Genomic DNA, 21251 nt, shown 5'->3' on the forward strand with positions numbered 1-21251 from the left:
TGATGGCGACTTCGTACCGAGCGAATCTGAGACGACTGTTAAAACGGTGCTCAGGCCGGTTGGCCGAACCAGGTGCCCAGCGCCCGTCACCGTGGTGGCGTCGAGGTCCTGCCCTGTGTAGGCAAGGCCCAGGCGACAGCCGTCGGGCCGGATGAGCCACGCGTCGACGTCCACCCGGTCCGTGCGGATAGCCTGCCGCTGTCAACCCGGTCACGAGTACGCAGCATCGCTGACGCCATCGGCCGCGACATCCGCGGTATCGACATGACGGCCGCCGAAAGTCGCGCAGTCTGGCAACGCAACGGCTGGCCCGAGGGTGCCATCGATGTAACGCTGTACGCCCTACAGGAGTACGGTGCGCGCCTAGCCGAACTGACCGAGTGGACCCTCGCGCAACGCCCCTCCGTTGCCGAGATCATCGGCCGCCCACCACGCACATACGACGACTGGGCCGTCGAGAACGCCCACCTGTTCCGCTGACTGAGAGGCCGAACGCCAGAAACGTGAGTGCCGCTCAAGCTTCTGGTGCTGCCACGCCGCTGCCAAGGCTGCGAGCGCCGCACGCGTGATCGTCGGCGGAGCCTGCACCCACCGACTACAGGATCGCCGCCGGCCGCACCGGGACGCCTGATAACCGCTGTAATTGTGACGGCGTATTGGGGCAGGATCATCAGTCGTGACACTTGTCCTGCCGCCGCGCCTGACGGCCTCGGCTCGGAGCCTGCGCGACGCCGCTCATCGCCGCGGACTACGTACCGTCCAGCTCGGCTCTTCCGAAGTGCCCGCTGGACTGCGTGCTGATCACCTTCACTCGGGACCGAGCTTCGCCGACGTCGTCGCACCGCTGCTCGGGATCGCGCCGCTGGAAGCTGAACCTGGCTGGCTGACTGGCCTTCCTCGTGAACTTACCCGCCGCGAAATCACCCTGGTCGCCATCGGCGAGGCCTACGAACTCCGTCGACCGGCGTTCATCAAGTCGCCCAATGACAAGACCATCCCGGCGATGATCTACACGGATGGCTCCCGCCTGCCCGGCCCGGATGCTGTCGACCGGCGGACTCCAGTGCTCGTTAGCGACATCGTCGACTTCACCGCCGAGTACCGGCTACACGTGCTCGACGCTGTTGTCTACGCAGGCAGCCAGTACGCCGTTCACGGCCGGTTGCACCTCGGGCCTCCGTCAACCGAAGCGCTAGCCTTCGGCGCCGATCTCATCGCCGGTTACGGGCACACGTTGCCCTCCGCCATCGTCGTAGACGTAGGACTGGTCGAGGGTTATTGGGCCGTGATCGAGGCAAATGCCGCATGGGCCAGCGGCGCCTACGTAGCGGATCCAGACCTGGTCCTTGATGTCGTCCTTCGAGCGGCCAGCCCAACGGCTTCGGTGACCGCCCGCGACCGACAGTTCGTCCGACGGCCTCAGCGGACCGCTGCGCTTCAAGCCGGCAGGTCCAAGCCGGTGTACTGATCTGTCGATGTCAGTACGTTCGATCAGGCCTGTGAGGACCCCGAACTATTGGAGGAACGCCCGGTCGTCGGAGCCGACGTCGCTGTTCGATGGGCGGGCCGAGGTCAACCGATCCGCTGATTCTGGCGACGATGCCGTCTGCGGTGTATGTCGCGTTGGCGAAGACCGATGATGGGCTTTGGTGCGTGTCACCCTGGTGGATTTCGATTGCGCCGTTGCCGGATGTGTCGAGCAGGTGAGCGGCGAGGCAGCCGACACTGTTGGCGTTCGCGATGTCCTCGTCGACGCCGATCGCTGGGGCGAACATCCGGGCGGTGCCCGTTCTTGCGGTCGGCTGCAGCGCGTAGGTGAAGCAGCCGAGATACCCGAGTCGCCGACACTCGGTTGCCAGCCGATCGAAGTCGGGCTGCATGGACAGCAGCGTCCGGCGATCCCGGACGGGGACGAGGAGTCGTGGCATGCCGGGTGAGGCGACCCGTAGGTCGGCGGCGATGTCCGCTCGTTCCAGGCCGAGGGCCGCGATGATGCCACTGCCGGTCGCGTCAGCGTCGTCCGGTAGGGCGATGACGCCTTGGTCGAACCAGACCTCGATGCCGTCCTGGCGCCGGATGGCGGTCGTGGCGAAGGTGCGGCCTCCGCTGCACTGGCGGCCGTGGTGCTCGTTGGCGCCGCTGCGGTCCAGCAGGACGGCCTGCGCGGCGATGGTGCCATGCCCGCAGTTCGTGAGCTCCCCGGCGCTGGTGAAGAACCGCACCCTGGGTGCATCCGCTGTGCTGGTGTCGATGAACGCGGTGTGGGAGGTGTCGGCTCCACGGGCGATCGCATGCCGTTCGTCGTCGATGAGCATGGCATCGTCGATCACGACTGTGGTGGGGCTACCGCCTCCCCCATAGCGGGTGCAGGCGTTCACCACTACCACTGGTGGGCCGACCATCAGGCGGCCGTGACGTCGGCGAAGCGGGGAGCACCGGGCTCGAGGTCGGTGCGAGCGGTGCGGGCGGCGAAGCGGATCGCGTGGTACCACCCGTCCCGCTCGCGAAGTGCCAGGGACAGTTGACGGTCGAGTTCATACCGGCCCCAATGGCTCGTCGCGAGGGTCATCGGCAGGTTCTTGGCGAACGTCCGGAACAAGCCGATGGGAGGAATGCCGGGCGGCATCATCGTGGCGAGTTGTGCCTCCACGTTGGGCGTGAACTGGGGTTCGAGCGCTGGGATGCGAGCCATGGCCAGACTCCGGATGCTTCCGATTTAGAAGCACGGTAGCGATTTTGCCTCCGAAACGCCAGGGCAGGCGTTTGGCGGGTTCAGGCCTTGTCGTCCACGCTCAAGGTCGAGGCCCATGCGTCGGACCAGCGAACAAGCGGGCGCAAGGCCTGGTAGGCGCCCCGGCCGAGGTCGGTGAGCGCATAGGCCGTGTCCGCCTGCTGAGCGACGAGGTGGGCGTCGAGCAGTTCGGTCAGCCGCTGCCGCAGAACACTGGATGACATGTTGTCGCAGCGCTGCTGCAGCGCGCGGAAGCCGACCGGCCCATGCTGCAACTCCCAGATGATGCGCAGGTTCCAGCGGCGCCCGAACAGGTCGAGGGCGGCCATGAGGGGTCGTCCGGTACTCGATCCGCGTACCGGCTTGCCCGGCCTGGGTGCCGTCATCGCCTGCGCCGCCCCTCTTGATGCTTCGATATTCGATACAGTACCGTCTGGAGCGTTGATTCGATTTCCGAAGCGATCGGGGCTGCTTCGTGAGGCGATTGCGCACTGCATTGTGTGACCGGTTGGGCATCGATCTGCCAATCGTTCAGGCGCCCGTAGGTTCCGCGGCGGTACCGGAACTGGTGGCGGCGGTGTCCGAGGCCGGAGGTCTTGGCATGCTCGCGTTGACGTGGCAGACCCCCGATCAGGCACGGCGGAGCATCCGGCGTACCCGGGAGCTCACGACCCGGCCGTTCGGGGCAAACCTGGTTCTCGACTTCCCGGTGGACGATCTGCTCACCGTGTGCCTGGAGGAGAAGCTGCGGATCATTTCCACCTTCTGGGGCGACCCGTCGCCGGTGCACGGCCGGATTCACCGGGCCGGCGCGCTGCACCTGCACACTGTCGGTGACATCGCCGAGGCCGTGCACGCCGTCGCGGCCGGGGTGGACGTCGTCGTGGCCCAAGACTGGGAGGCAGGCGGTCACGTCCGCGGCGGCACGACCACGATGTCCCTGGTGCCGGCGGTCGTCGACGCGGTCGGGCCGGTACCGGTGGTGGCTGCGGGAGGGATCGCGGACGGGCGTGGCGTCGCGGCGGTGCTCGCGCTCGGCGCCCAGGGCGCCATGCTGGGCACCCGCTTCCTGGCCGCTGCCGAAGCCGCCACCCACGAGGTGTACCGGCAGCACTTGATCGCGGCCACCGGAGCGGACACCGTGCACACCCTCTGCTTCGACGGCGGATGGCCGAACGCCGCGCATCGCGCGCTGCGCAACACGACCCTCCAGCGTTGGCAGGCGGCCGGCTCGCCGCCTGCCCCGCTGCGGCCCGGCGAGGGTGATGTCGTCGCCATCGACGCGTCTGGCGAGAACCGACCTCGATACGAGGACCTGATGCCGCTGCCCGGGATGACCGGTGACCTGGCAGCCATGGCCCTGTACGCGGGCCAGTCCGTGAGCCTCGTCCACGACGTCCGGCCTGCTGCCCGCCTGCTCCACGACATCGCCGGTCAGGCCGCCGCCACCGTCGACCTGCTGCAAAGCCCGGCGACGTGATGGCCACCGCGGTGTTGTTCGATGTCGACGGCGTGCTGGTCGACTCCTATCCGGCATACCGCCGGATCTGGAGTCGGTGGGCGACACTGCGCCACCTCGACCCGGACCTGGTCTGGTCCCATACCCACGGCCGCCGGCCAGTCGACACCATCACGGTGGTGGCCCCGCACCTCGACGTTGACGCCGAGTACCGGCTCGTCCGAGAAATTATGGCCGCCGAAGGCGACGCCTTCCCCGTCTACCCCGAAGCCGCCGCCGTGTTGAGCCTGCTCGATGGTTACCCGTGGGGTGTGGTCACGTCGGGCCGAATGCCGACCGTGAAGCAGCGGCTGCGCGCCGGCGGGCTGCCGGATCCTCCCGTCATGGTCGACAGCAGCCAGGTCCGGCGCGGCAAGCCGAGCCCCGAGGGCTATCTGCGCGCTGCGCACCTTCTCGACACCCCCGCAGCGAACTGCCTCGTGATCGAGGACGCTCCCGCCGGGATCGAAGCAGCCCGGGTTGCCGGCATGACGGTCATCGCCGTCCGCACCACACACCCTGCCGACGAACTGACTGGCGCCCACCACGGTGTCGACACCCTCAGGGACACGATCCCCCTCCTCACAGAGTGGCTGAACAGGACTCGACCATCAACGAGGTGACCGAACAGTTCGATCTGGTGGTCCTCGGGGCAGGCTTGGGCGTCTGCCTCAACGTGGGCCGCATCCCCTCCGAAGCGCAGCTGCAACGCAACGCCGAACTCGCGTCGAGCACCGGCGTGGGCTTACCGAGTTGCTGCATGCCAACCCGGGTCTGCGGGACCTGTTGCTGTGGCGGCTGCCCGGATGCGAAGCAGACCGAAAACCGGCCGTCGCTGGTTCTGGAGGTGGTTGGCCCAGCGACAGAAGGGTCCTCGCGCTGTGCCGAACCGCAGGCAGCCCGCCCGCTACCATCCACGCGTGATACGAAACCGTCGATGGATACGGTGGATCTTTCTCGTCAGCGGTGCGGTCTTTTTGCTGATCGGCGGGTACTGGCTCTTCACCACGACCCGGGCGCAGGCCAACGGGCAGGCGGGTTGGACCGGTGGGTTCATCGCGGTAGCTGGGTTGGCGTTCGGGATGGCCCAGGTTGTTCTCGGCGCCCTGGCGCTGCGCCGACAGCAGCCGGCCCGCGGCGTAGCGCCGACCGTGGCGGCACCCCCGGGCACACCAGGGATGATCTCGCTTGCCGTGCCGGAGCCGGCAGCATTCACGCGGGGCCGTGACGAACTGGTCGGCGAACTCGCGGGGCTCGTGCGCCGGCGGTACCAGCCAGCGGCGCGGGTACGGGTGCTGCACGGCATGGGCGGTGCAGGCAAGAGCACTGTGGCCCAGTTGGTGGCCAGGCGATTCGCCGATCGCAAGGGAAAAGTCTGGTGGGTCTCGGCGGCGAACGCCACCGCCCTGCAGACCGGAATGCGGCAGCTCGTCGCCGATCTCGGCGCCTCCGATCACGACATTCAGCGAGCCTGGTCCGGGCTCACCGGCGCTCCGGATCTGCTATGGAGGCTGCTGGCCGCCGTTCCCGGACGATGGCTGCTGGTCATCGACAACGCCGACGACACCCGGTTGCTGGGACTGGACGGTGAGCCGGTCACGTCCGCCCGGGGGTGGGTCCGGCCGGTACCGAACCGTCGGGGCTTCCTACTGGTTACGACTCGCGACGGTGACCCCGAGTTGTGGAACACCTCCTGGTGCCGAATGCACCGGATCACGATGCTGTCCGCCTCTGACGGTGCGGCTGTACTGCTCGAACATGCCGGGAACCACGCGGGCGGCGTACGGGAGGCCGTCGCCCTGTCGCAGCGTCTCGGCGGCCTGCCGCTGGCTCTCGGCCTGGCCGGCCGAGCCCTGGCCGACGCACAGCTATTGCGGCTACCCGGCATCGCGACCACCTTCGCGGCCTACCAGGCCGCGATCGATCCGCTCGGCGAGTCCACCATCGGCGAGGCCGTAAGCCGTACCTGGGAAATGTCGCTCGACCTGCTCGACAGTCGTGGCCTGCGTGAAGCCCGGTCGCTGATGTGGCTCCTCGCAACCTTCGCCGACGCCCCGATTCCGACCGGGCTGCTGGGATCACCTTTGAATCCTCGCGATACGCAGGAGTTACTGCGCGCCCTGGCCACACTTGGCCTGATCACCGTCGAGGATGGTGAGCAGGACGCGGCGAGCCTGCGCATCCATCCGCTTATCCGCGCCGCCGCTGATCCGGTGGCTCAGTTGAGCCTGGCGGTCACACTGCTGGCCGGATTCGCCGACGGCGACCCGGACGACTCCGGGCAGTGGCCGAAGTGGCAGGCAGCTGCCCCGCATGCCTTCCACCTGCTGAACCAGGCAGCCCGCACCACCGACACCGACCTGATCATCCGTGCCGCTCGCATTGCCGAAGACGCCGCCCGTCACCTCAATGCCACTGGGCTGTACGCCGTAGCCCTCGACCACCTAAGCGCCCTGCGGTCGATCCGAGAACGGGAGCAGGGCGCATCCCATCCCGACACCCTCACCATCCGGTACCGCCTGGCATACACAACCGGATTCGCCGGCGATCCGGTGGCCGCCCGCGATCAGTTCGCCGCGCTATTGTCCGCTCAGGAACGGGCGCTGGGCGCCGACCACCCGGACACCCTTGACACCCGCAACCAGTTGGCCCGCTGGACCGGAGAGACTGGCGACATCGTGGCGGCGCGTGATCAGTACGCGGCACTGCTGCCCGTCCAGAAGCGCATCCTCGGCCCAGAACATCCGGCCACCCTCGCGTCGTGGCAGGGGCTCGCCCAATGGACTGGCTGGACCGGCGACTCAGCCGCTGCCCGCGATCAGTTCGCCGCGCTGCTACCGGTGCGGGAACGGGTACTGGGCGACGAACACCCGGACACGCTGGCCACCCGGCATCGGCTGGCCCAGTGGACCGGCTGGTCAGGCGATGCCGGAGCGGCCCGCGACCTGCTCATCGGCGTGGCCGACAGTTGCCGCCGGGTACTCGGTGCGGAGCACCCGGATTGTCTGCACGCCCAGCATGACCTGGCGCGCTGGATCGGATACGCGGGCGATGCCGCCACTGCTCGCGACCAGTTTGCCGCGCTGCTGCCCATCCGTGAGCACGTCCTCGGCCCGGAACATCCCCAGACCCTGGCCACCCGCCACGGCCTTGCCTTCTGGATCGGCGCCGCGGGTGACGCCGCCGCCGCACGAGATCTGTTCGCCGCACTCGTCCCCGTCCGCGAACGCGTCAAAGGCCCGGAACACCCGGACACCCTGGGCAGCAAACACGAACTTGCCTATTGGACGGGGAAAGCGGGCGACGCCGAAGGCTCCCGGGCCCAATTCGCCGCGCTGCTACCGCTTTGCGAACGGGTGCTGGGCGTCGACCATCCCGACACCACCGCCACCCGTCGCAGACTCATCGAGCCTCTGGACGTAACCACTATGCCCGCCCCGCGTTGGTCTCAGCTCAGGCGAGGGGAGGAGGCTCGTTGGTCAGGGCCGCCAGAGCGGCAGCAACCTCCCGAAGGCTCGCGCGGACATACGTAGTGGTGGTGCCGACCCGGCAGCGGGCCTGGCACGATCTCGTCTCTTGCTGGGAGAGGTCTCCGGTATTACCGAGCCCTCTACACCCAATAGGCCGAGCCGCCCGACGGTACGACGATCCAGACTCATATACACCTGTCGATCTCTCGTATATCGTCCTTCGGATATATGTCAGCCTCTCAACCCCCTCTGGAGAGGACATGATCATTAGTCGACGCTGGATCGGTACCGCCACGGCGGCCCTGCTCGTTGCCACCATGACCAGCACCGTCCCGGGCGGCGCCCACGCCGCACCGGCCAACGACGTCACCACCGCCGTACAGCAGAAGCTGCTCGCGGAGGCCGCAGTCGCTGCGGACCAGGCGTTCCGGACCGCCGATGTGGCGGACACCCGGGTGGACGTCACCCGCAAGGACGGCCGGGCCTGGGCCTTCGGCACCGCCGTGCTCGTCGCCCCGCAGGGAGAGGATCTCCACCCCTCCGGTTGGCTCTTCGTCGCCCGTCAGCACCGCGGCGGCTGGCAGGTCGCCTTCGAGGGCGAAGCCACCTTCGCCGAACTGACTGCGGCCGCGCCCGTCTCCGTCGTCACTGAGCAGGAGAGGGACACCTTCACCGCCCCCAGGACGATGGCCGCCAACGGGGACTTCCGCACCGGCATGCGCCTGCCGTTCACCGTTGGCCAGTCCTGGATCCTCCGGGGCGGCCCACACGGCTGGTCCGGCTCCCCGCGACCGTTCAGTTCCATCGACCTCTACGGCGGTGACGAGCGGGTGCTGGCCGTGCGTGCCGGCACCGCGTACACGATGTGCAAGGGCTGGATCCGGGTGGTCCACGACCGGGGGTACGCCACGGACTACTACCACCTCTGGAACAACATCAACGTTGACGGTGCCTCCGTCTCGGCGGGCACCTTCCTCGGCAATACCGGCACCGACATCACCTGCGGCGGCTCCGCCAGCAGCCGGCACGTGCACCTGGGGCTGCGGCAGAACAGCGCGTACGTGGCGGTCGCCACCCACAACCTGGGCAAGTGGGTGCCGCGAGAGGGCAGTGTGGCCTACGAGGGCTCCGCGCTGCACGGCTCGAAGCGCGTGAACGTCAAGGGCACGCTCTACAACTACGGCGCGCTCGGCTTCACCGAGGGCATCGTCGACAGCAACGGCGGCACGTCGGTCAGCCGGCGGTCCGGGCCAGGCACCGGGTACGGCGTGGTCGGTTCGGTCGCGGACGGTGCCACGGCGGCAGTGGCCTGCTCGTCGAACGGCACCTCCCAGACCGGCCGCTGGGGCACCACCGCCCTGTGGAACCGGCTCACCGACGGCACCTGGATCCCCGACGCGTACCTGTACACCGGATCGGCCAACCCGGTCAACGGCTGGTGCTGACGCCCTTCAGCGACCGCTTCCCAGCTGCCGAAACCTACTAACCAAGATCGCCGGAAACCCTTAGCGAGACAGGCCCGGGTCCGCAGCCGTTCAGGCTCCTACCAGGCCGGCTCGCTCGGCGGGTCTAAGACTGGGTTTCCAGTGGTTGGTGGGTCGGTGCGTTGATGGTTTCCCGGTCCGAGTGCGGGGGAGCGGGGCTGCGCCATTCGACGAGCAGGACGGTGGCGTCGTCCTGAAGGCGGTCGTCCTGATGGTCGAGAATGGCGTGCACGAGCCGGCGGGCGGTCTCGGGCAGGGGCAGTTGATCGGCGACCGCTCTGGTGGCGAACTCAACGAGCCGCTCCATGCCGAACGTCTCGCCGTCGGATGTGCGGGCTTCGATGATGCCGTCGGTGTACAGCAGCACCTGGTCGCCGGGTTCGAGGGCTTCCTCGACGACCACCGGCGGGCGCCGGTCGCCGAGGGTGACCGGAAGGGCGGTCGGGGTGGGCAGCACCTTGACGACCTTGCCCTCGCGCAAAACGATCCCACTCGGGTGACCGGCGGAGATGACCTGCAGGATTCCGGTGCGCTGGTCGAGCTCGGCGAGCACCGCGGTGATCATCCCGTACCGGTCGTGGTCGCGGACCGCGACATCGATGTGATGGTAGGTGGCGGTCAGGTCCAGGCCGGTGCGCCGGGCGTTGCGGTAGGCAGCGAGGGCGATGGAGGCGAGCACCACGGCCCGCATTCCGCCACTGGAGCCATGACCTGCCGCGTCGAACAACGCCAGGTGCGCCGTGTCACCGTTGACCGCGTAGTCGAACGCGTCGCCGCCCACGTCGTAGCACGGTTCGAGGATACCGCTGATGATCAGGTGCCCGGTCGAGAAGGTCAGCGGCGGTAGCTGCGCGCGCAGCATCTCCGCGGCCAGTTGCATCGGTGCCCGGCGCCGGAGCCGCTCGATCGTGTCGCTGTATGAACTTCGCGTCACGACCAGCTCGGCGAGCAGGGACGCGACCGCGGCGCAGTCGTCAACGCTGCGATCGGCCAGCGGGCCGTCGGTGACGACTTCCAGCACGCCCATGCGTTCGCTGCCGTCGAGCACCGGCACCCATACCCGCACACCGTCATCGCCGCTGGAGCTGACGCAGGTCGACGCAGTGCTGAACGCTCGACCGGCGAGGGTGCCGTCAATGTCGATCGGGTCGCGGGCCGGCGCGCTGCCACCCAGCAGCGGGAGCAGCAGCCGCTGCTGATGGTCCACCAGGTAGATCACCAGGGCACGCGCGTCCAGCAGCGGCGCCGCCCGCATCGCCATCTCCGGCAGATCATCCGGACGCGCGTGGTGCGACTGCTGCAGCAACTGCCGCAGCGATTCCAAACTACTCACAAGCATCCTCCCATGGACCAGCCCGTAGATTGTCACTCAGCGCCGGCCTGGAGGCTCTCGCTGCGGAGCCACGTCACACGAGGGGCCAACCTCCGCTACCTGGTGCCGCCGTGCACGTATTCAGCCACTGCTGCTGCCCGGCCGGTGTTGTCGAACCGCTTCGTCGGGGCGTCCCATCCTCACGCCGTCATCCGTCCCGGCTAGATCAACTCACGCGTGCCGTCCGACCGGCTGAGGCCTGTCGCACGATGAGGAGCGCCCCGTGCGTGAGTGGTTGCCGTCCGCCGGGTGATCGTGCGGCGGGCCAGCGCGGCAGACGTGGCGATGCGCGCGTCAACTGGGCGGCATCGACGGGAACAAGCTCGGCGCGTAGACCGACCTGGTGGGCGCTCACGCTGGAACACACCTGCCGTTTGTCGCCTGGGTGGACGGGCACGTGGTCGGCGTCGCGTCTAATCGGCGACTTGCATGGGGGTGAACGGTGCTTGCGCCGTGGTTGCCGTGAGCTGTCGTTTCCTCCTGAGAGAGGCGGCTGTGAGGAAGACTGGAACCATCAAGCGGGCGGTTCGCTCGTTTCGATGACTGCCGCACTCGAATGGGTCGCGTGCGTGCCCGCTCGTGGCTGCTGGCTGACCCCTAGCCTGAATGGGCGGTCGTACAGGAGGGGCAACAGTGAGTAATGCGGATCTTGGCACCCGTAGTGACCGTGGCAGTGCGTACGCCGAGCTGTCTCGCCTGGTCCGAAGCGCGGGTCTTCTCGACCGTCACCCGCGGCGCTACGCGGCCCGGGTGACGGTTCTGCTGGGTTGTCTCGTGCTGATGGGCGTGGTGTTCGTTCGACTCGGGTCGTCGTGGTGGCAGACCGCCACTGCGGTCGGGGTCGCGGTGCTGCTCGCGCAACTGGCGTTTCTCGGTCACGACGCCGGGCATCGACAGATCTTCCGATCCCGACAGGCGAACGACGTGCTCGGCATGATCTGTGCAAACCTGATGACCGGGATCAGCTACGGGTGGTGGGTCGACAAGCACAACCGCCACCACGCCCATCCGAACACCGAAGGCCGCGACCCCGACATCGCGGTGGCTCCGCTGTCCTTCACCGCAGGTCAGGCCGCGACGCAGCGCGGCCTGCGGGCGCTGTTCGTCCGGCACCAAGCGACGCTGTTCTTCCCCCTGCTGATGGCGGAGGGTCTGCATCTGCACGCCGCCAGCGTCCGGGCGGTCGTCAGCCGTTCCGGGCTCCGGCACCGACCTGCGGAGGCCGGCCTGCTCGTCCTGCATTTCGCTGGCTACCTCGCAGCCGTGTTCCTGGTTCTGAGCGTTCCGCAGGCGATCGTGTTCATCCTGGTCAACCAGGCCCTCTTCGGCCTCTACCTGGGTAGCTCCTTCGCCCCTAACCACAAGGGGATGCCCATCCTGACCGAGGCCGACGACCTCGACTACCTACGCCGACAGGTCCTCACCTCCCGCAACGTACGCGGCGGCCGGCTCCTCGACGCAGTCCTCGGTGGGCTCAACTACCAGATCGAACACCACCTCTTCCCCAGCATGCCCCGACCGAACCTGCGCCACGCCCAGCCACTGATCCGTCAGTTCTGCACCGAACACGGCATCGCCTACCACGAGACCACCCTGATCCAGTCCTGGTCGCAGGGGCTGACCCACCTGCGCGCGATCGGGACCGGCGCGAACCGCCCGGGCAACGACTGAGTCTGGTCCGCGCACGCTCTGGTCACCGACCATCGCCGCCGGACACCGGGACGGCAGGTGCGGGGCGGAGGACGTGATGGGCGCCTCGGTACCGGGCAGGCCACCGCCGAGAGACGGCTGCTCGGGTACTGGGAACACCAACAGGATTCCCGGCTGCGACGGCGACAGCGGTGGTGGTTGCACCTAGCCGAGGGCGGGGGAATCGCCTGCGGCAACGCCAGCCGCGTGACCTATCCGAGGTCCGACGGTGCGAGAGGAAGCGAAGCGACCGTGCTGTAGAAGCGGTGGATGTCACGGATGACGCGCTCGAAGGTGGGAAGGTCGACGGGTTTCGTGACGTAGGCGTTGGCGTGGGCGGCGTAGCTGCTCAGCACATCCGCGTCGACGGCGGAGGTCGTGAACACCACGATGGGAATCGCCTTCAGCTGGTCGTCGGCTTTGACCGCCGACAGGACCTCCCCACCGTTCATCCGTGGCATGTTCAAGTCGAGGATGATCAGATCGGGGCGTGGTGCGTCGGTGTGGGTGCCCGTACGGTTCAGGAACGTCATAGCTTCCTCGCCGTCGCCGACCAGGTGTAGCTCGGTGGGCAGGTCGCACGCCGCGATAGCGCTTTCGATGAGTGCGACGTCGGCCGGGTCGTCCTCGACCAGCAGGATGCGCAGTGCGGCAGCCAGGGTGCCGTTGGCATTGGCGACAGCGTTCACGCGCCCGAGCCTACGACCGAAATGCATCAGCCGCCATGACCGACCGTCTGTCCTGCTGGCTGGTGGTCTCGACCATCGCCCCTACCCGCTCCCGCGTGCTGTCAGCTTCCGGTAGCCGCAGTTGCCGGCCGTTGCGGTGGCGGCCAGCCGCCCGGGGGAATCGAGGTGACCCCTCGTGGTGGGCGGGCTCGTCCGTCCGACCGGATCGGCCCGAAGCGTGGGGTGCTCTCGACCCGCGCCCGCCGGCTCGTTCGACGATCTCGTCGCGGCCGCTGGGCCTACCGGTCAGCGGGCGGGTGCTGCGCGGGCTTCGGTGAGGTGTTTGGTGATGCGAAGCAGCACCTGGCCCGGAGCTTTGTTGACGAAGGCGGCCGTGTCGGCGAGGGCGCCGATCAGGGGCAGTCCACGTCCGCCGATGGTGAGCGGGGTGGGGAGGTCGGCGTCGAGTCTGGTGTTGTCGGGGCTGCGGCCGCGGTTGCCGACCTCGATCCGGCAGACGTGGTCGTCGATGCTGATGGTGATGTCGACGTCGCTGTCGGAGTCGGCGTGGATCACCGCGTTGGCGCATGCCTCGCTGATCAATACGGCCAGGTTGGCGCGGGTGTCCTCGCTGACGTCGGTGAGGCTCAGCAGGGTGGTGAGTACATGGCGAGCGCGGGTCGCCGAAGACGGTTGGCGAGGGAGTGACAGCGTCATACTCACCCGCATCTGCTCACTCCTCCCGGCCCGTGCCTGACCCGCCGGACCACTGTTCACACCCTAAGGCGGGATGCGCAGGTTCTGATCAGCGCTACCCGACGTCTCATGGCTACCCCGGCCCAGCTGAGGTAAAACGGGCGAGTTGTCCGCTCGATGTGCACCGGCGTCGGCGGTTTCGTCCGCCGGCGAAATAGGGTAAGCGGGGATCATCGGCGTGGGGAGGTTGTGGTGGATCTGCAGTTGTCGGTCCGGGCTGGCCGGGGTTGCACCGTGCTCGAGGTGCGCGGCGAGCTGGACATGGCGACGTCCCCACAGTTGCGTGAGGGTCTGCAACGGTTGGTCGACGCCGGTGACCGTCAGGTGGTGGTGGACCTGGCCGGGGTGGGTTTCATGGACTCCAGCGGGCTGGGCGCGTTGGTGGTGATGTTCAAGGCATGGCGCGATGTCGGGGGTCGGATGTGCCTGGCCGCGGTGCAGCCCGCCGTGCGCAGCGTCCTGTCGGTCACGTCGGTGGATCAAGCTATCGACGTGTACGACAGCGTGCCGGAGGCTGAAGCCGACATGCGTCCCACCGATATGCCAGCCGGCTAGTCAGCCGGGCGACACGGCGCTGGCGCGCGCCTGGTCCGCGCCGGCACTGGTGCCTCCGGAGCGCCGCCCCCGTATTCCGGCGCGGGCCGCCCCAACCTGCCCGCCGCCTACCACCGTTGCTCCTCGGCCCTGTCAGTCCACCTGTCGGCGTACGGATGAAGGTGTCCAGCTCGGTACGAATGAACGGGACCAGGTGCTGCTGCTGCGGTTGTAGGTTGCGGCTATGGATCTTGAGAGCTTGAGGCTGAGGGCCGTTGCGATCGCTGAGTTGTATGACCGGCACAACGTCGCCGCGGGTCGCGGGGCGTGGAGCACCGGCGATCTGGCGTTGGGGTTCGTCGGTGACGTCGGGGATCTCGCGAAGCTCGTGATGGCTGTCGACGGGCGCCGTGAGATCACCGATGCTCGTGAGCGGCTCGGTCATGAGTTGGCTGACTGTCTCTGGTCGATTTTGGTTCTTGCTGACCGGTATGGCGTCGACTTGGCTGCGGAGTTCGCGCGAATGACCGCAGGGATTGAGGAACATCTCGAAGCGCGTGGCCTGCACGAGGCCGGGTAGCTGCCGGCCCGCCCAAACAACCCTGACCGATCAGGCAGGAGTGACCGTCATCAGGTCGCCGAGGCCTGCGATGGTCAGGACGGGAGCCAGGAGTGGGCTGGTGATGAGGTGGATCCGTTCGACGTGGGGGAACAGGACGGCGAGGCCCGCGCTGTCGAGGTATTGCAGTGCGGTCAGGTTGACCGTCAGTTGGCCGGGGGCGGCTTCTACGGCGCGGGTGAGGGCGGCCGCGAAGTCGGCGGCGTTGCTCATGTCGACCTCGCCGGTCGCGGTCAGTACGGGAGTGCCGTCGGGTCGGTGGCTGGTGGTGAGGGTCAGCGCGGTGCTCATGGAATCCTCGCCTGCATGTCGATGGTGGTGCCGGTGGTGCCGGGCGTGACGGTGATGGCGTCCATCAGGGCACGCATGAGGACCAGGCCTCGTCCCCGGTGGGTGTCCACGTCCGGTTGAGGTGTCTTCCAGCGTCCGCTGTCGGTGACGCTGAGGTGCAGGCCGGTGGCGGTGGCGGTGGCCCGCAGCCGGATCCGTCCGCCGGGGTCGTCGCGGTGGCCGTGCTCGACGGCGTTGGCGCAGGCTTCGCCGGCGGCCACCAGGACGTTGTAGGCGTTGGTGGGATCGAGTCCGCAGCGCTCGAGCCAGCTCCGCAGGGCGGTGCGTACGGGTGCGAGACCGGCGCGCTCGGCGGCGAAGTTGAGTTCCAACGGGCCGGGGTGGCGGTAGAGCAGGACCGCGACGTCGTCGTCGTATCCACCCGGCGGACTGAGTTGGTTCATGACGTCGGTGGCGAGCGTCTCGATGGGGTGGGCGCGTCCGTTCTGGATCACCGTCACGACGCGGTCGATGCCCGCGGTGAGTGGTTGGCGGCGGCGTTCGACGAGCCCGTCGGTGTAGAGCATCAAGGTCGCCCGCGCCGGCACGAATTCCTCAGCTTCGGGCCGTTCGGCGCTGCCCCGAACTCCGAGGGGACGGGAGTGGCCCTGGTCGAGCAGTCGGGTGGTGCCGTCGGGAGAGGTGACGATGGCGGGAGGATGCCCGGCGCTGGCATAGCGCAGCTGTCCGGTCGTCGGGTCGAGGACGCCGCAGAAGACCGTCGCGCACAGGGCCCCGGGTAACTGGGCGGCGAAGCGGTCGAGTGCGGTGAGGGTGCGGGACGGGCTGGAGTCCTGTAGCAGCAGGGCGCGGCAGGCGCTGCGTAGTTGTCCCATGACGGTGGCGGCCTGCAGTCCGTGACCGACGCAGTCTCCGACGACGATGCCGATCTGCCCGTCGACGAGCGCGATGGTGTCGTACCAGTCACCGCCGACCTTCAGCGGTCGCGTGGCGGGTGCGTACCGCACGGCGAAGCCGCTGGGCAGCTGCGCGGGGCCGAGGATGGCCCGTTGCAACGCGAGGGCTGTTTCCCGCTGCTGATCGATCTGCTGTACGCGGTGCAGTCCCTGACCGAGGTGACCGGCCAGCAGGGCCAGCAGGGTCTCGTCCTGCTCGGTGACGGGGCGCCTCTCGCCGAGGTCGATCCACAGGGCCATCCTGCCGTAGGGGTGCTCGACGGCGATTCCGACGCCAGTGGTCTGGTCCGCGACCGTGGTGAGCAGGGGCCGATCCCGCAGGGCGGTGAGAGTTCGCCGGCGCTGGTCGGTGAGGGTGTCCCAGTGTTGGTGTGGGTCGGTCGTGGCGAAGGTTGGGGTGTGGGAGCCGTCGAAGACAGCTGCGAGGACGCGGGTGGCGCGCCACAGCCCCTGTAGCTCATCGAGGACGCCGTGCAGGGCGTCGGTGAGGTTGTCCGCCTGCGACAGCCGGATGCTCAGGGCCGCCAGTGCGCTTTCCCGTTGCACGGCGTAGTGCTCCGCCGTGACATCGCGGAAGGTGCCGACGATGACCCGTCGGCCGGTGTCGGGGTCCTGCACCTGGTTGAATGCGGCGGCGACCCACAGACGATGCCCGTCGCGGTGAGTCACCGGGATGGTGTACGTGCCGCTGGTCTGACCGATGAGCAGGGTGAGGGCATCGGCGACTTGCTGGTGTGCCTCCGGCTCCGTCTCCCGGCTCGGCCACCAGGGGTGCGTGGACGCGTAGGGGAGCCCTTCGGGGCCGTAGCCGAGGATGTCGGTGAAGGTGGTGTTGATCTCGATGACGGCACCGCTGTCGTCGCAGACGAAGAACGCCTCCTGCAGCGAGTCGACCAGCGCGGTGCGCCACCGGGCGTGGTGATTGCGCAGGCGGGCCAACTTCACGTTCGTCCGCACCCGGGCCAGCAGCTCGGCGGCGGCGAACGGCTTGACCAGGTAGTCGTCCGCCCCCGCCTCCAACCCCTCGATGGAGGCCTCCTGCCCTGCCCGCGCCGACAGCAGCAGGACAGGCGTTCCCGTCGTACGGGGGTCGGCGCGCAGTGCGGCTAGCAGCTGCAGACCGTCCAAGTGGGGCATCATCACGTCACTGACGACCAGATCGGGATGGTGGACGCGTGCCGCTAGCAGTGCGGCTTGACCGTCGTTGACCGCCTCAACCCGATAACCAGCCATGCGCAGCATGCGGGTGAGGTACTCCCGCATGTCCGCGTTGTCGTCGGCGACCAGGATGTGAGCCGGGCTTGCGCTCACGCCTGGCGTCGTCTCCTTCACGCTCGAAGCGACATCCTCTTCGAAGAGCACGGCTGGATCCCCGCTCGCTGCCGACTGTGCTGGCAGCCATCGCAGCGCCTCCTGGACGAACGGCTCGGCGGTGGTGGAGATGTCGTAGTCACCCGCGCGGGCGACGCTGCCAGGCGGCAGGTGAACGCTGCCAAAGGGCAGCCCGATGGTGAAGGCCGTGCCGTGTCCGATGGTGCTGTCGGCGGTGATGTCGCCGCCCTGCAGCCCGACGAGTTCCCTCACCAGCGCCAAGCCGATGCCGCTGCCCTCGTTCGAGCGTGAGCGGACGTTCTCGATGCGGTGGAACCGCTCGAACAGCCGCGGCATCTCCTCGGCCGGCACGCCGATCCCCGTGTCGGCGACGGTCACCACGGCCCGGCCGGCCTCGGCCCGCAGCCTCACTCGGATCGAACCGTCGAACGTGAACTTCAGGGCGTTGCTGAGGAGATTCAGGATGATCTTTTCCCACATGCCCCGGTCGACGTACACCGGCTCGGGTAGCGGGGGGCAGTCCACCTCGAAGGTGAGACCCGCGCGTTCGACGGCGGAGCGGAACACGCTGGCGAGGTCCGCGGTGACCGCGGCGAGGTCCACCGGTTCGTAGCGGGCCTGCATCCGTCCGGCCTCGATCCGGGAGAAGTCCAGCAGCGCGTTGACCAACTTGCCGAGCCGCAGCCCGTTGCGGTGCATGACCTGCAACTCCTCGCGCACCCCCTCGTCGGTGTCGCCGACACGGGAACGCAGCTCCTCCAACGGTCCCATGATCAACGTCAGTGGAGTGCGGAACTCATGGCTGATGTTCGAGAAGAATGCCGTCTTGGCGCGGTCGATCTCGGCGAGTTCCTCGGCCCGCTGCTGCTGCGCCTGGTAGCTGCGCGCGCTCGCGATCCCGGCCGCGACGTGGCCCGCGGCCAGTTCGATGAACCCTCGGTAACCGTCATCGAGTGGCCGGTACCGATTCAAGCCGGCCACCAGGAAGCCGTACGGCGTGTCGCCCTGTTGCAGCAGCGGTACCAGGAGAGCCTGCGTGGGCGGCTGTGACCAGGCACCGGTCGGCAGTCCTCCGAACGGGGCGCCATCGAGCGGAACACGTCGCGATTCCCCCCGCGTCAGTGCCGCCACCGGCCACACCGGGGTCGACTCGTTGGCCGGAATCGTGCTGGGCGCTGCGGAGTGACCTGCGGGGATGCCCGCAGCCGCGGCCAGGCGGGCACTGCCGTCACTGTCGAGAAGGTAGATCGCCGTGAACGGCAGGTCGAGGTCGTTGCGGCCGAGTTGCCGGCCGGCGAAGGTCAACATCTCCTCTTCGGTACGCACAACGCTGGGATCGGACCCGAGATCACGCAACGTGGCCATCCGCCGTTCGCCGACGACCCGCTCGGTGTCCTCGCTGACCACGCACAACATGCCGACGAGGACGTTGTCGTCGTCGCGCAGCGGGCTGTAGGAGAAGGTGTGGTAGGTCTCCTCCCGGTAACCGGACCGCTCCAGGAACAGCAGCAACGCCTTGTCCCACGTCGCCACCCCGGTGGTCAGCACCCGATCGATCCGGGGGCCGATGTCCGGCCAGATTTCCGCCCACACCTCACTGGCCGGCCGACCCAAAGCCCACGGATACTTGCGGCCGAGGGTGTCGCGCCGGTACGCGGCGTTGCAGAAGAACGTCAGCTGAGGACCCCAGGCCATCCACATCGGGAAGCGCGACGACAGCAGGATGCTCACCGCCGTCCGCAAACTCTGCGGCCAGCCCGCAGGGTTCCCCAGCGGAGTCGAGGCCCAGTCCACCTTCGCGAGGTCACGGCCGATCTCGCCGTCGCCGGCGAACACGTCAGCCCTGGTAAACGGCCGCTGTTCAGCGCTGCTCATCGTTGCGACACTCCCTCGAACCGCAGGCCTGACCCGGCGGCCACCAGTCGGGCCGTCCAGGGTCGGTGCCGCCCTCAGCGCCGACTCGCCAACGGCACAGACGCCTCGCGGCATCGTAGAACAAGGCCAGACTGCCGGCCCAGGCGGCGGAATAGGGTGAGCGGGATAATCGGCGTGGGGAGTGTGTTGTGCAACTGCTGTTGTCGGTGCGGCCGGGCCGGGGTTGCACCGTGCTCGAGGTGCGGGGCGAGTTGGACATGGCGACGTCCCCGCAATTGCGGGAGGCTCTGCAAGGGCTGATCAACGCCGGTGACCGTCAGGTGGTGGTCGATCTGGCGGGGGTGAGATTCATGGACTCCAGCGCGCTCGGTGCCCTGGTGGTGATGTTCAAGGCGTTCGGTGCTGGCGGCGGTCGGTTGAGCCTCGCCGCGGTGCAACCCGCCGTGCACCGCGTCCTGACCATCACGTCGGTGGATCGAGTCGTTGACGTCTATGACACTGTGCGGGCGGCCGAAGCCGATGTGCTCTCCTCGGAAGGCGCAACCGGCCGGTAGTCAGTCGGGCAGCGCGCTGCTGGCACGCGTCTGGTCGGCGCCAGCGCTCGTACGCCGGTTCTCGCGGTGCCCACCGTGCCAGTCGAGGATGAAAAGGGTGGCGTCATCGGTCAGGTCCGGTCCGTTGACCTCGATTACGGCGTCGGCCAATGCCCGGGCAGCCTCGCGCGGGTGCAGACCAGCGATCGACCGCAGCATGGCCGGCAGATCCAGGCTGGCGGCGCTGCGCTCCTGCACCCCGTCGGTGACCAACACCAGACGGTCGCCCGGTCGCAGCGTGATCTCACCGGCGCGGTAGTCGGCCTCGGCGAACATGCCCAACGGGTAGCCGGCCGGTAGCGGCACCGTCCGGGTGTTCCCGTCCCGTACGAGCATCGGCGGCAGGTGCCCTGCGTTGAGCAGGGCGCACACCCCGGTGCGAAGATTCAGGCGGCCGAGGACCGCGGTGATGTAGCTGCCCGGCACGGCGGTGTGTCCGGCCACGTCGGCGTTCGCGGCAGCGGCCTGCTCCACCAGACCCACCCCGCGGCGGCGGCTGTTGCGCAGGCTGCCCACACCGAGGGTGGCCGTCAGCGCGCTGGCCACCCCGTGACCCATTGCATCGGTCACGCTGAAGTGCAGGAGGTCGCGGGCGAGGCTGTAGTCAAAGGTGTCCCCGCCGATGCTCGCGGCGGGTTCCAGCCACCCGGAGAGGGTGAACGCGCTGGCCTCACAGGTGAACGAGGCGGGCAGCAGGCGGCGCTGGATCTCCCCGGACAGGGTGAACGGGGTCGTGCGTTGCCCCCATTCGAACAGGTCGGTATACCGCCGGTTGGCGATCACCACGAACGCCAACACGTGCGCCGTGCGGGCGATCTCCTCCAACGCCGGCGTGGTGGGCTCGTCCGGCAGGGTCATCTCCAGCAGGCCGATCGCCTCACCGCGGTCGGTCACCGGTGCCAACACCGTCCACCGGTCAGACTGTGCGACAACCTGCACCGTCTGCGTGCGGAGCGCCTGCTCGGCGGGCCCGCCGTCGAACGGCATCACCGTGGCGACCTCGGCGCCGTCCCGGCGTCCCGTCGCGGTGTCGTCAAGCGGCACGTGAGCCAACCGGACCAACGCCCGACCGCTGAGGTCGGCGATCAGGAACGCGACGGTACGTGCCCCCAGCGCCACACCGAGTTCCCGGGTGACCGCCTCGACTGCGTCGACCGGCGAGGCGTTTTCCGTCGCGTCCAACATCTGAGCCACGATCCGTCCTCGACTAGTTTCCACGGTCTCAGCCTACGAGACCGGCGGGTCAGCCCCGAGCACGAGGATCCTCACCGCCCGGGATGGCCGGCCGTCGACTCGATGACCGGTTCACTGAGATGACCGCGCTGCGCGTCGATGGTGAGACCAAGCGTTCGGGCTCAGCAGCGCGGTGCCACTCGTTGTGGG

19 protein-coding genes are annotated in these 21251 nt (G+C 68.4%); 10 read left to right on the forward strand and 9 right to left on the reverse strand.

The annotated features are described in order from the left end of the window. Window positions 1–72 precede the first annotated feature (72 nt). Window positions 73–480, forward strand: coding sequence for a hypothetical protein (locus ACFYP0_RS29925; protein ID WP_386998339.1), 408 nt, complete (start codon window positions 73–75; stop codon window positions 478–480). A gap of 196 nt (window positions 481–676) precedes the next feature. Beyond that, on the forward strand, window positions 677–1468 hold the full coding sequence (locus ACFYP0_RS29930; protein ID WP_386998340.1) for an ATP-grasp domain-containing protein: 792 nt from the start codon (window positions 677–679) through the stop codon (window positions 1466–1468). A gap of 10 nt (window positions 1469–1478) precedes the next feature. Here ACFYP0_RS29930 and ACFYP0_RS29935 read toward each other — a convergent pair whose 3' ends face one another. From ACFYP0_RS29935 to ACFYP0_RS29945, 3 genes are all read right to left on the reverse strand, one after another. Beyond that, the gene (locus tag ACFYP0_RS29935) at window positions 1479–2402 is read right to left on the reverse strand and encodes a PhzF family phenazine biosynthesis protein (protein WP_386998341.1); all 924 of its coding nucleotides are present in this window, start codon (window positions 2400–2402) and stop codon (window positions 1479–1481) included. Beyond that, window positions 2402–2692 carry a hypothetical protein gene (locus ACFYP0_RS29940; protein ID WP_386998342.1) on the reverse strand — a complete coding sequence of 97 codons (291 nt, stop codon included), beginning with the start codon at window positions 2690–2692 and terminating at the stop codon, window positions 2402–2404. Before ACFYP0_RS29940 ends, ACFYP0_RS29935 begins: the two co-directional genes overlap by 1 nt. A gap of 80 nt (window positions 2693–2772) precedes the next feature. Continuing rightward, complete coding sequence (locus tag ACFYP0_RS29945; RefSeq protein WP_124855833.1) at window positions 2773–3060, reverse strand: winged helix-turn-helix transcriptional regulator; 288 nt, start codon at window positions 3058–3060, stop codon at window positions 2773–2775. Between the two features lie 146 nt (window positions 3061–3206). Here ACFYP0_RS29945 and ACFYP0_RS29950 point away from each other — a divergent pair, with 146 nt between their 5' ends. The 4 genes from ACFYP0_RS29950 to ACFYP0_RS29965 all read left to right on the forward strand — a co-directional run bounded on the left by ACFYP0_RS29950 (window position 3207) and on the right by ACFYP0_RS29965 (window position 9144). Beyond that, window positions 3207–4211: an NAD(P)H-dependent flavin oxidoreductase gene (locus ACFYP0_RS29950; RefSeq protein WP_386998343.1), complete on the forward strand. Its 1005-nt coding sequence runs from the start codon at window positions 3207–3209 to the stop codon at window positions 4209–4211. Beyond that, a complete protein-coding gene (locus tag ACFYP0_RS29955) occupies window positions 4211–4852 on the forward strand; it encodes an HAD family hydrolase (protein WP_386998344.1) in 642 nt (213 codons plus the stop codon). Before ACFYP0_RS29950 ends, ACFYP0_RS29955 begins: the two co-directional genes overlap by 1 nt. Before the next feature lie 297 nt (window positions 4853–5149). Continuing rightward, window positions 5150–7762 (forward strand): tetratricopeptide repeat protein, encoded by a 2613-nt coding sequence (locus tag ACFYP0_RS29960; protein ID WP_386998345.1) that lies wholly within the window; start codon window positions 5150–5152, stop codon window positions 7760–7762. A 197-nt stretch (window positions 7763–7959) separates the two neighbouring features. Beyond that, entirely contained in the window at window positions 7960–9144 is a 1185-nt protein-coding gene (locus ACFYP0_RS29965) for a peptidase M23 (protein ID WP_386998346.1), read from the forward strand. Window positions 9145–9268: 124 nt separating this feature from the next. Here the strand turns inward: ACFYP0_RS29965 and ACFYP0_RS29970 are convergent, their stop codons facing one another. Beyond that, window positions 9269–10516: a PP2C family protein-serine/threonine phosphatase gene (locus ACFYP0_RS29970; protein ID WP_386998347.1), complete on the reverse strand. Its 1248-nt coding sequence runs from the start codon at window positions 10514–10516 to the stop codon at window positions 9269–9271. A 645-nt stretch (window positions 10517–11161) separates the two neighbouring features. Between ACFYP0_RS29970 and ACFYP0_RS29975 the strand changes: the two genes are divergently transcribed. Beyond that, complete coding sequence (locus ACFYP0_RS29975) at window positions 11162–12226, forward strand: fatty acid desaturase family protein (protein ID WP_386998348.1); 1065 nt, start codon at window positions 11162–11164, stop codon at window positions 12224–12226. 230 nt (window positions 12227–12456) lie between these two features. Here ACFYP0_RS29975 and ACFYP0_RS29980 read toward each other — a convergent pair whose 3' ends face one another. Both ACFYP0_RS29980 and ACFYP0_RS29985 read right to left on the reverse strand, forming a co-directional pair. Further along, entirely contained in the window at window positions 12457–12933 is a 477-nt protein-coding gene (locus ACFYP0_RS29980) for a response regulator (RefSeq protein ID WP_386998349.1), read from the reverse strand. A gap of 285 nt (window positions 12934–13218) precedes the next feature. Then, a complete protein-coding gene (locus ACFYP0_RS29985) occupies window positions 13219–13641 on the reverse strand; it encodes an ATP-binding protein (RefSeq protein WP_386998350.1) in 423 nt (140 codons plus the stop codon). Between the two features lie 219 nt (window positions 13642–13860). On the opposite strand from ACFYP0_RS29985, the gene ACFYP0_RS29990 reads away from it, so the two are divergent. Beyond that, window positions 13861–14223 carry an STAS domain-containing protein gene (locus tag ACFYP0_RS29990; RefSeq protein ID WP_386998351.1) on the forward strand — a complete coding sequence of 121 codons (363 nt, stop codon included), beginning with the start codon at window positions 13861–13863 and terminating at the stop codon, window positions 14221–14223. Window positions 14224–14446: 223 nt separating this feature from the next. After that, on the forward strand, window positions 14447–14782 hold the full coding sequence (locus ACFYP0_RS29995) for a nucleotide pyrophosphohydrolase (RefSeq protein WP_386998352.1): 336 nt from the start codon (window positions 14447–14449) through the stop codon (window positions 14780–14782). Window positions 14783–14812: 30 nt separating this feature from the next. Here ACFYP0_RS29995 and ACFYP0_RS30000 read toward each other — a convergent pair whose 3' ends face one another. Both ACFYP0_RS30000 and ACFYP0_RS30005 read right to left on the reverse strand, forming a co-directional pair. After that, a complete protein-coding gene (locus tag ACFYP0_RS30000) occupies window positions 14813–15112 on the reverse strand; it encodes an STAS domain-containing protein (RefSeq protein WP_124855855.1) in 300 nt (99 codons plus the stop codon). Then, a complete protein-coding gene (locus ACFYP0_RS30005; protein ID WP_386998353.1) occupies window positions 15109–19275 on the reverse strand; it encodes a SpoIIE family protein phosphatase in 4167 nt (1388 codons plus the stop codon). The genes ACFYP0_RS30000 and ACFYP0_RS30005 overlap by 4 nt, the downstream gene beginning before the upstream one ends. A gap of 188 nt (window positions 19276–19463) precedes the next feature. Here ACFYP0_RS30005 and ACFYP0_RS30010 point away from each other — a divergent pair, with 188 nt between their 5' ends. Further along, entirely contained in the window at window positions 19464–19829 is a 366-nt protein-coding gene (locus tag ACFYP0_RS30010; protein ID WP_386998354.1) for an STAS domain-containing protein, read from the forward strand. Here ACFYP0_RS30010 and ACFYP0_RS30015 read toward each other — a convergent pair whose 3' ends face one another. Continuing rightward, window positions 19830–21053, reverse strand: coding sequence for a PP2C family protein-serine/threonine phosphatase (locus ACFYP0_RS30015; protein WP_386998386.1), 1224 nt, complete (start codon window positions 21051–21053; stop codon window positions 19830–19832). It abuts the gene before it with no gap. Window positions 21054–21251 lie beyond the last annotated feature (198 nt).

Source organism: Micromonospora arida (assembly GCF_042873195.1).
Lineage (GTDB): Bacteria > Actinomycetota > Actinomycetes > Mycobacteriales > Micromonosporaceae > Micromonospora > Micromonospora arida.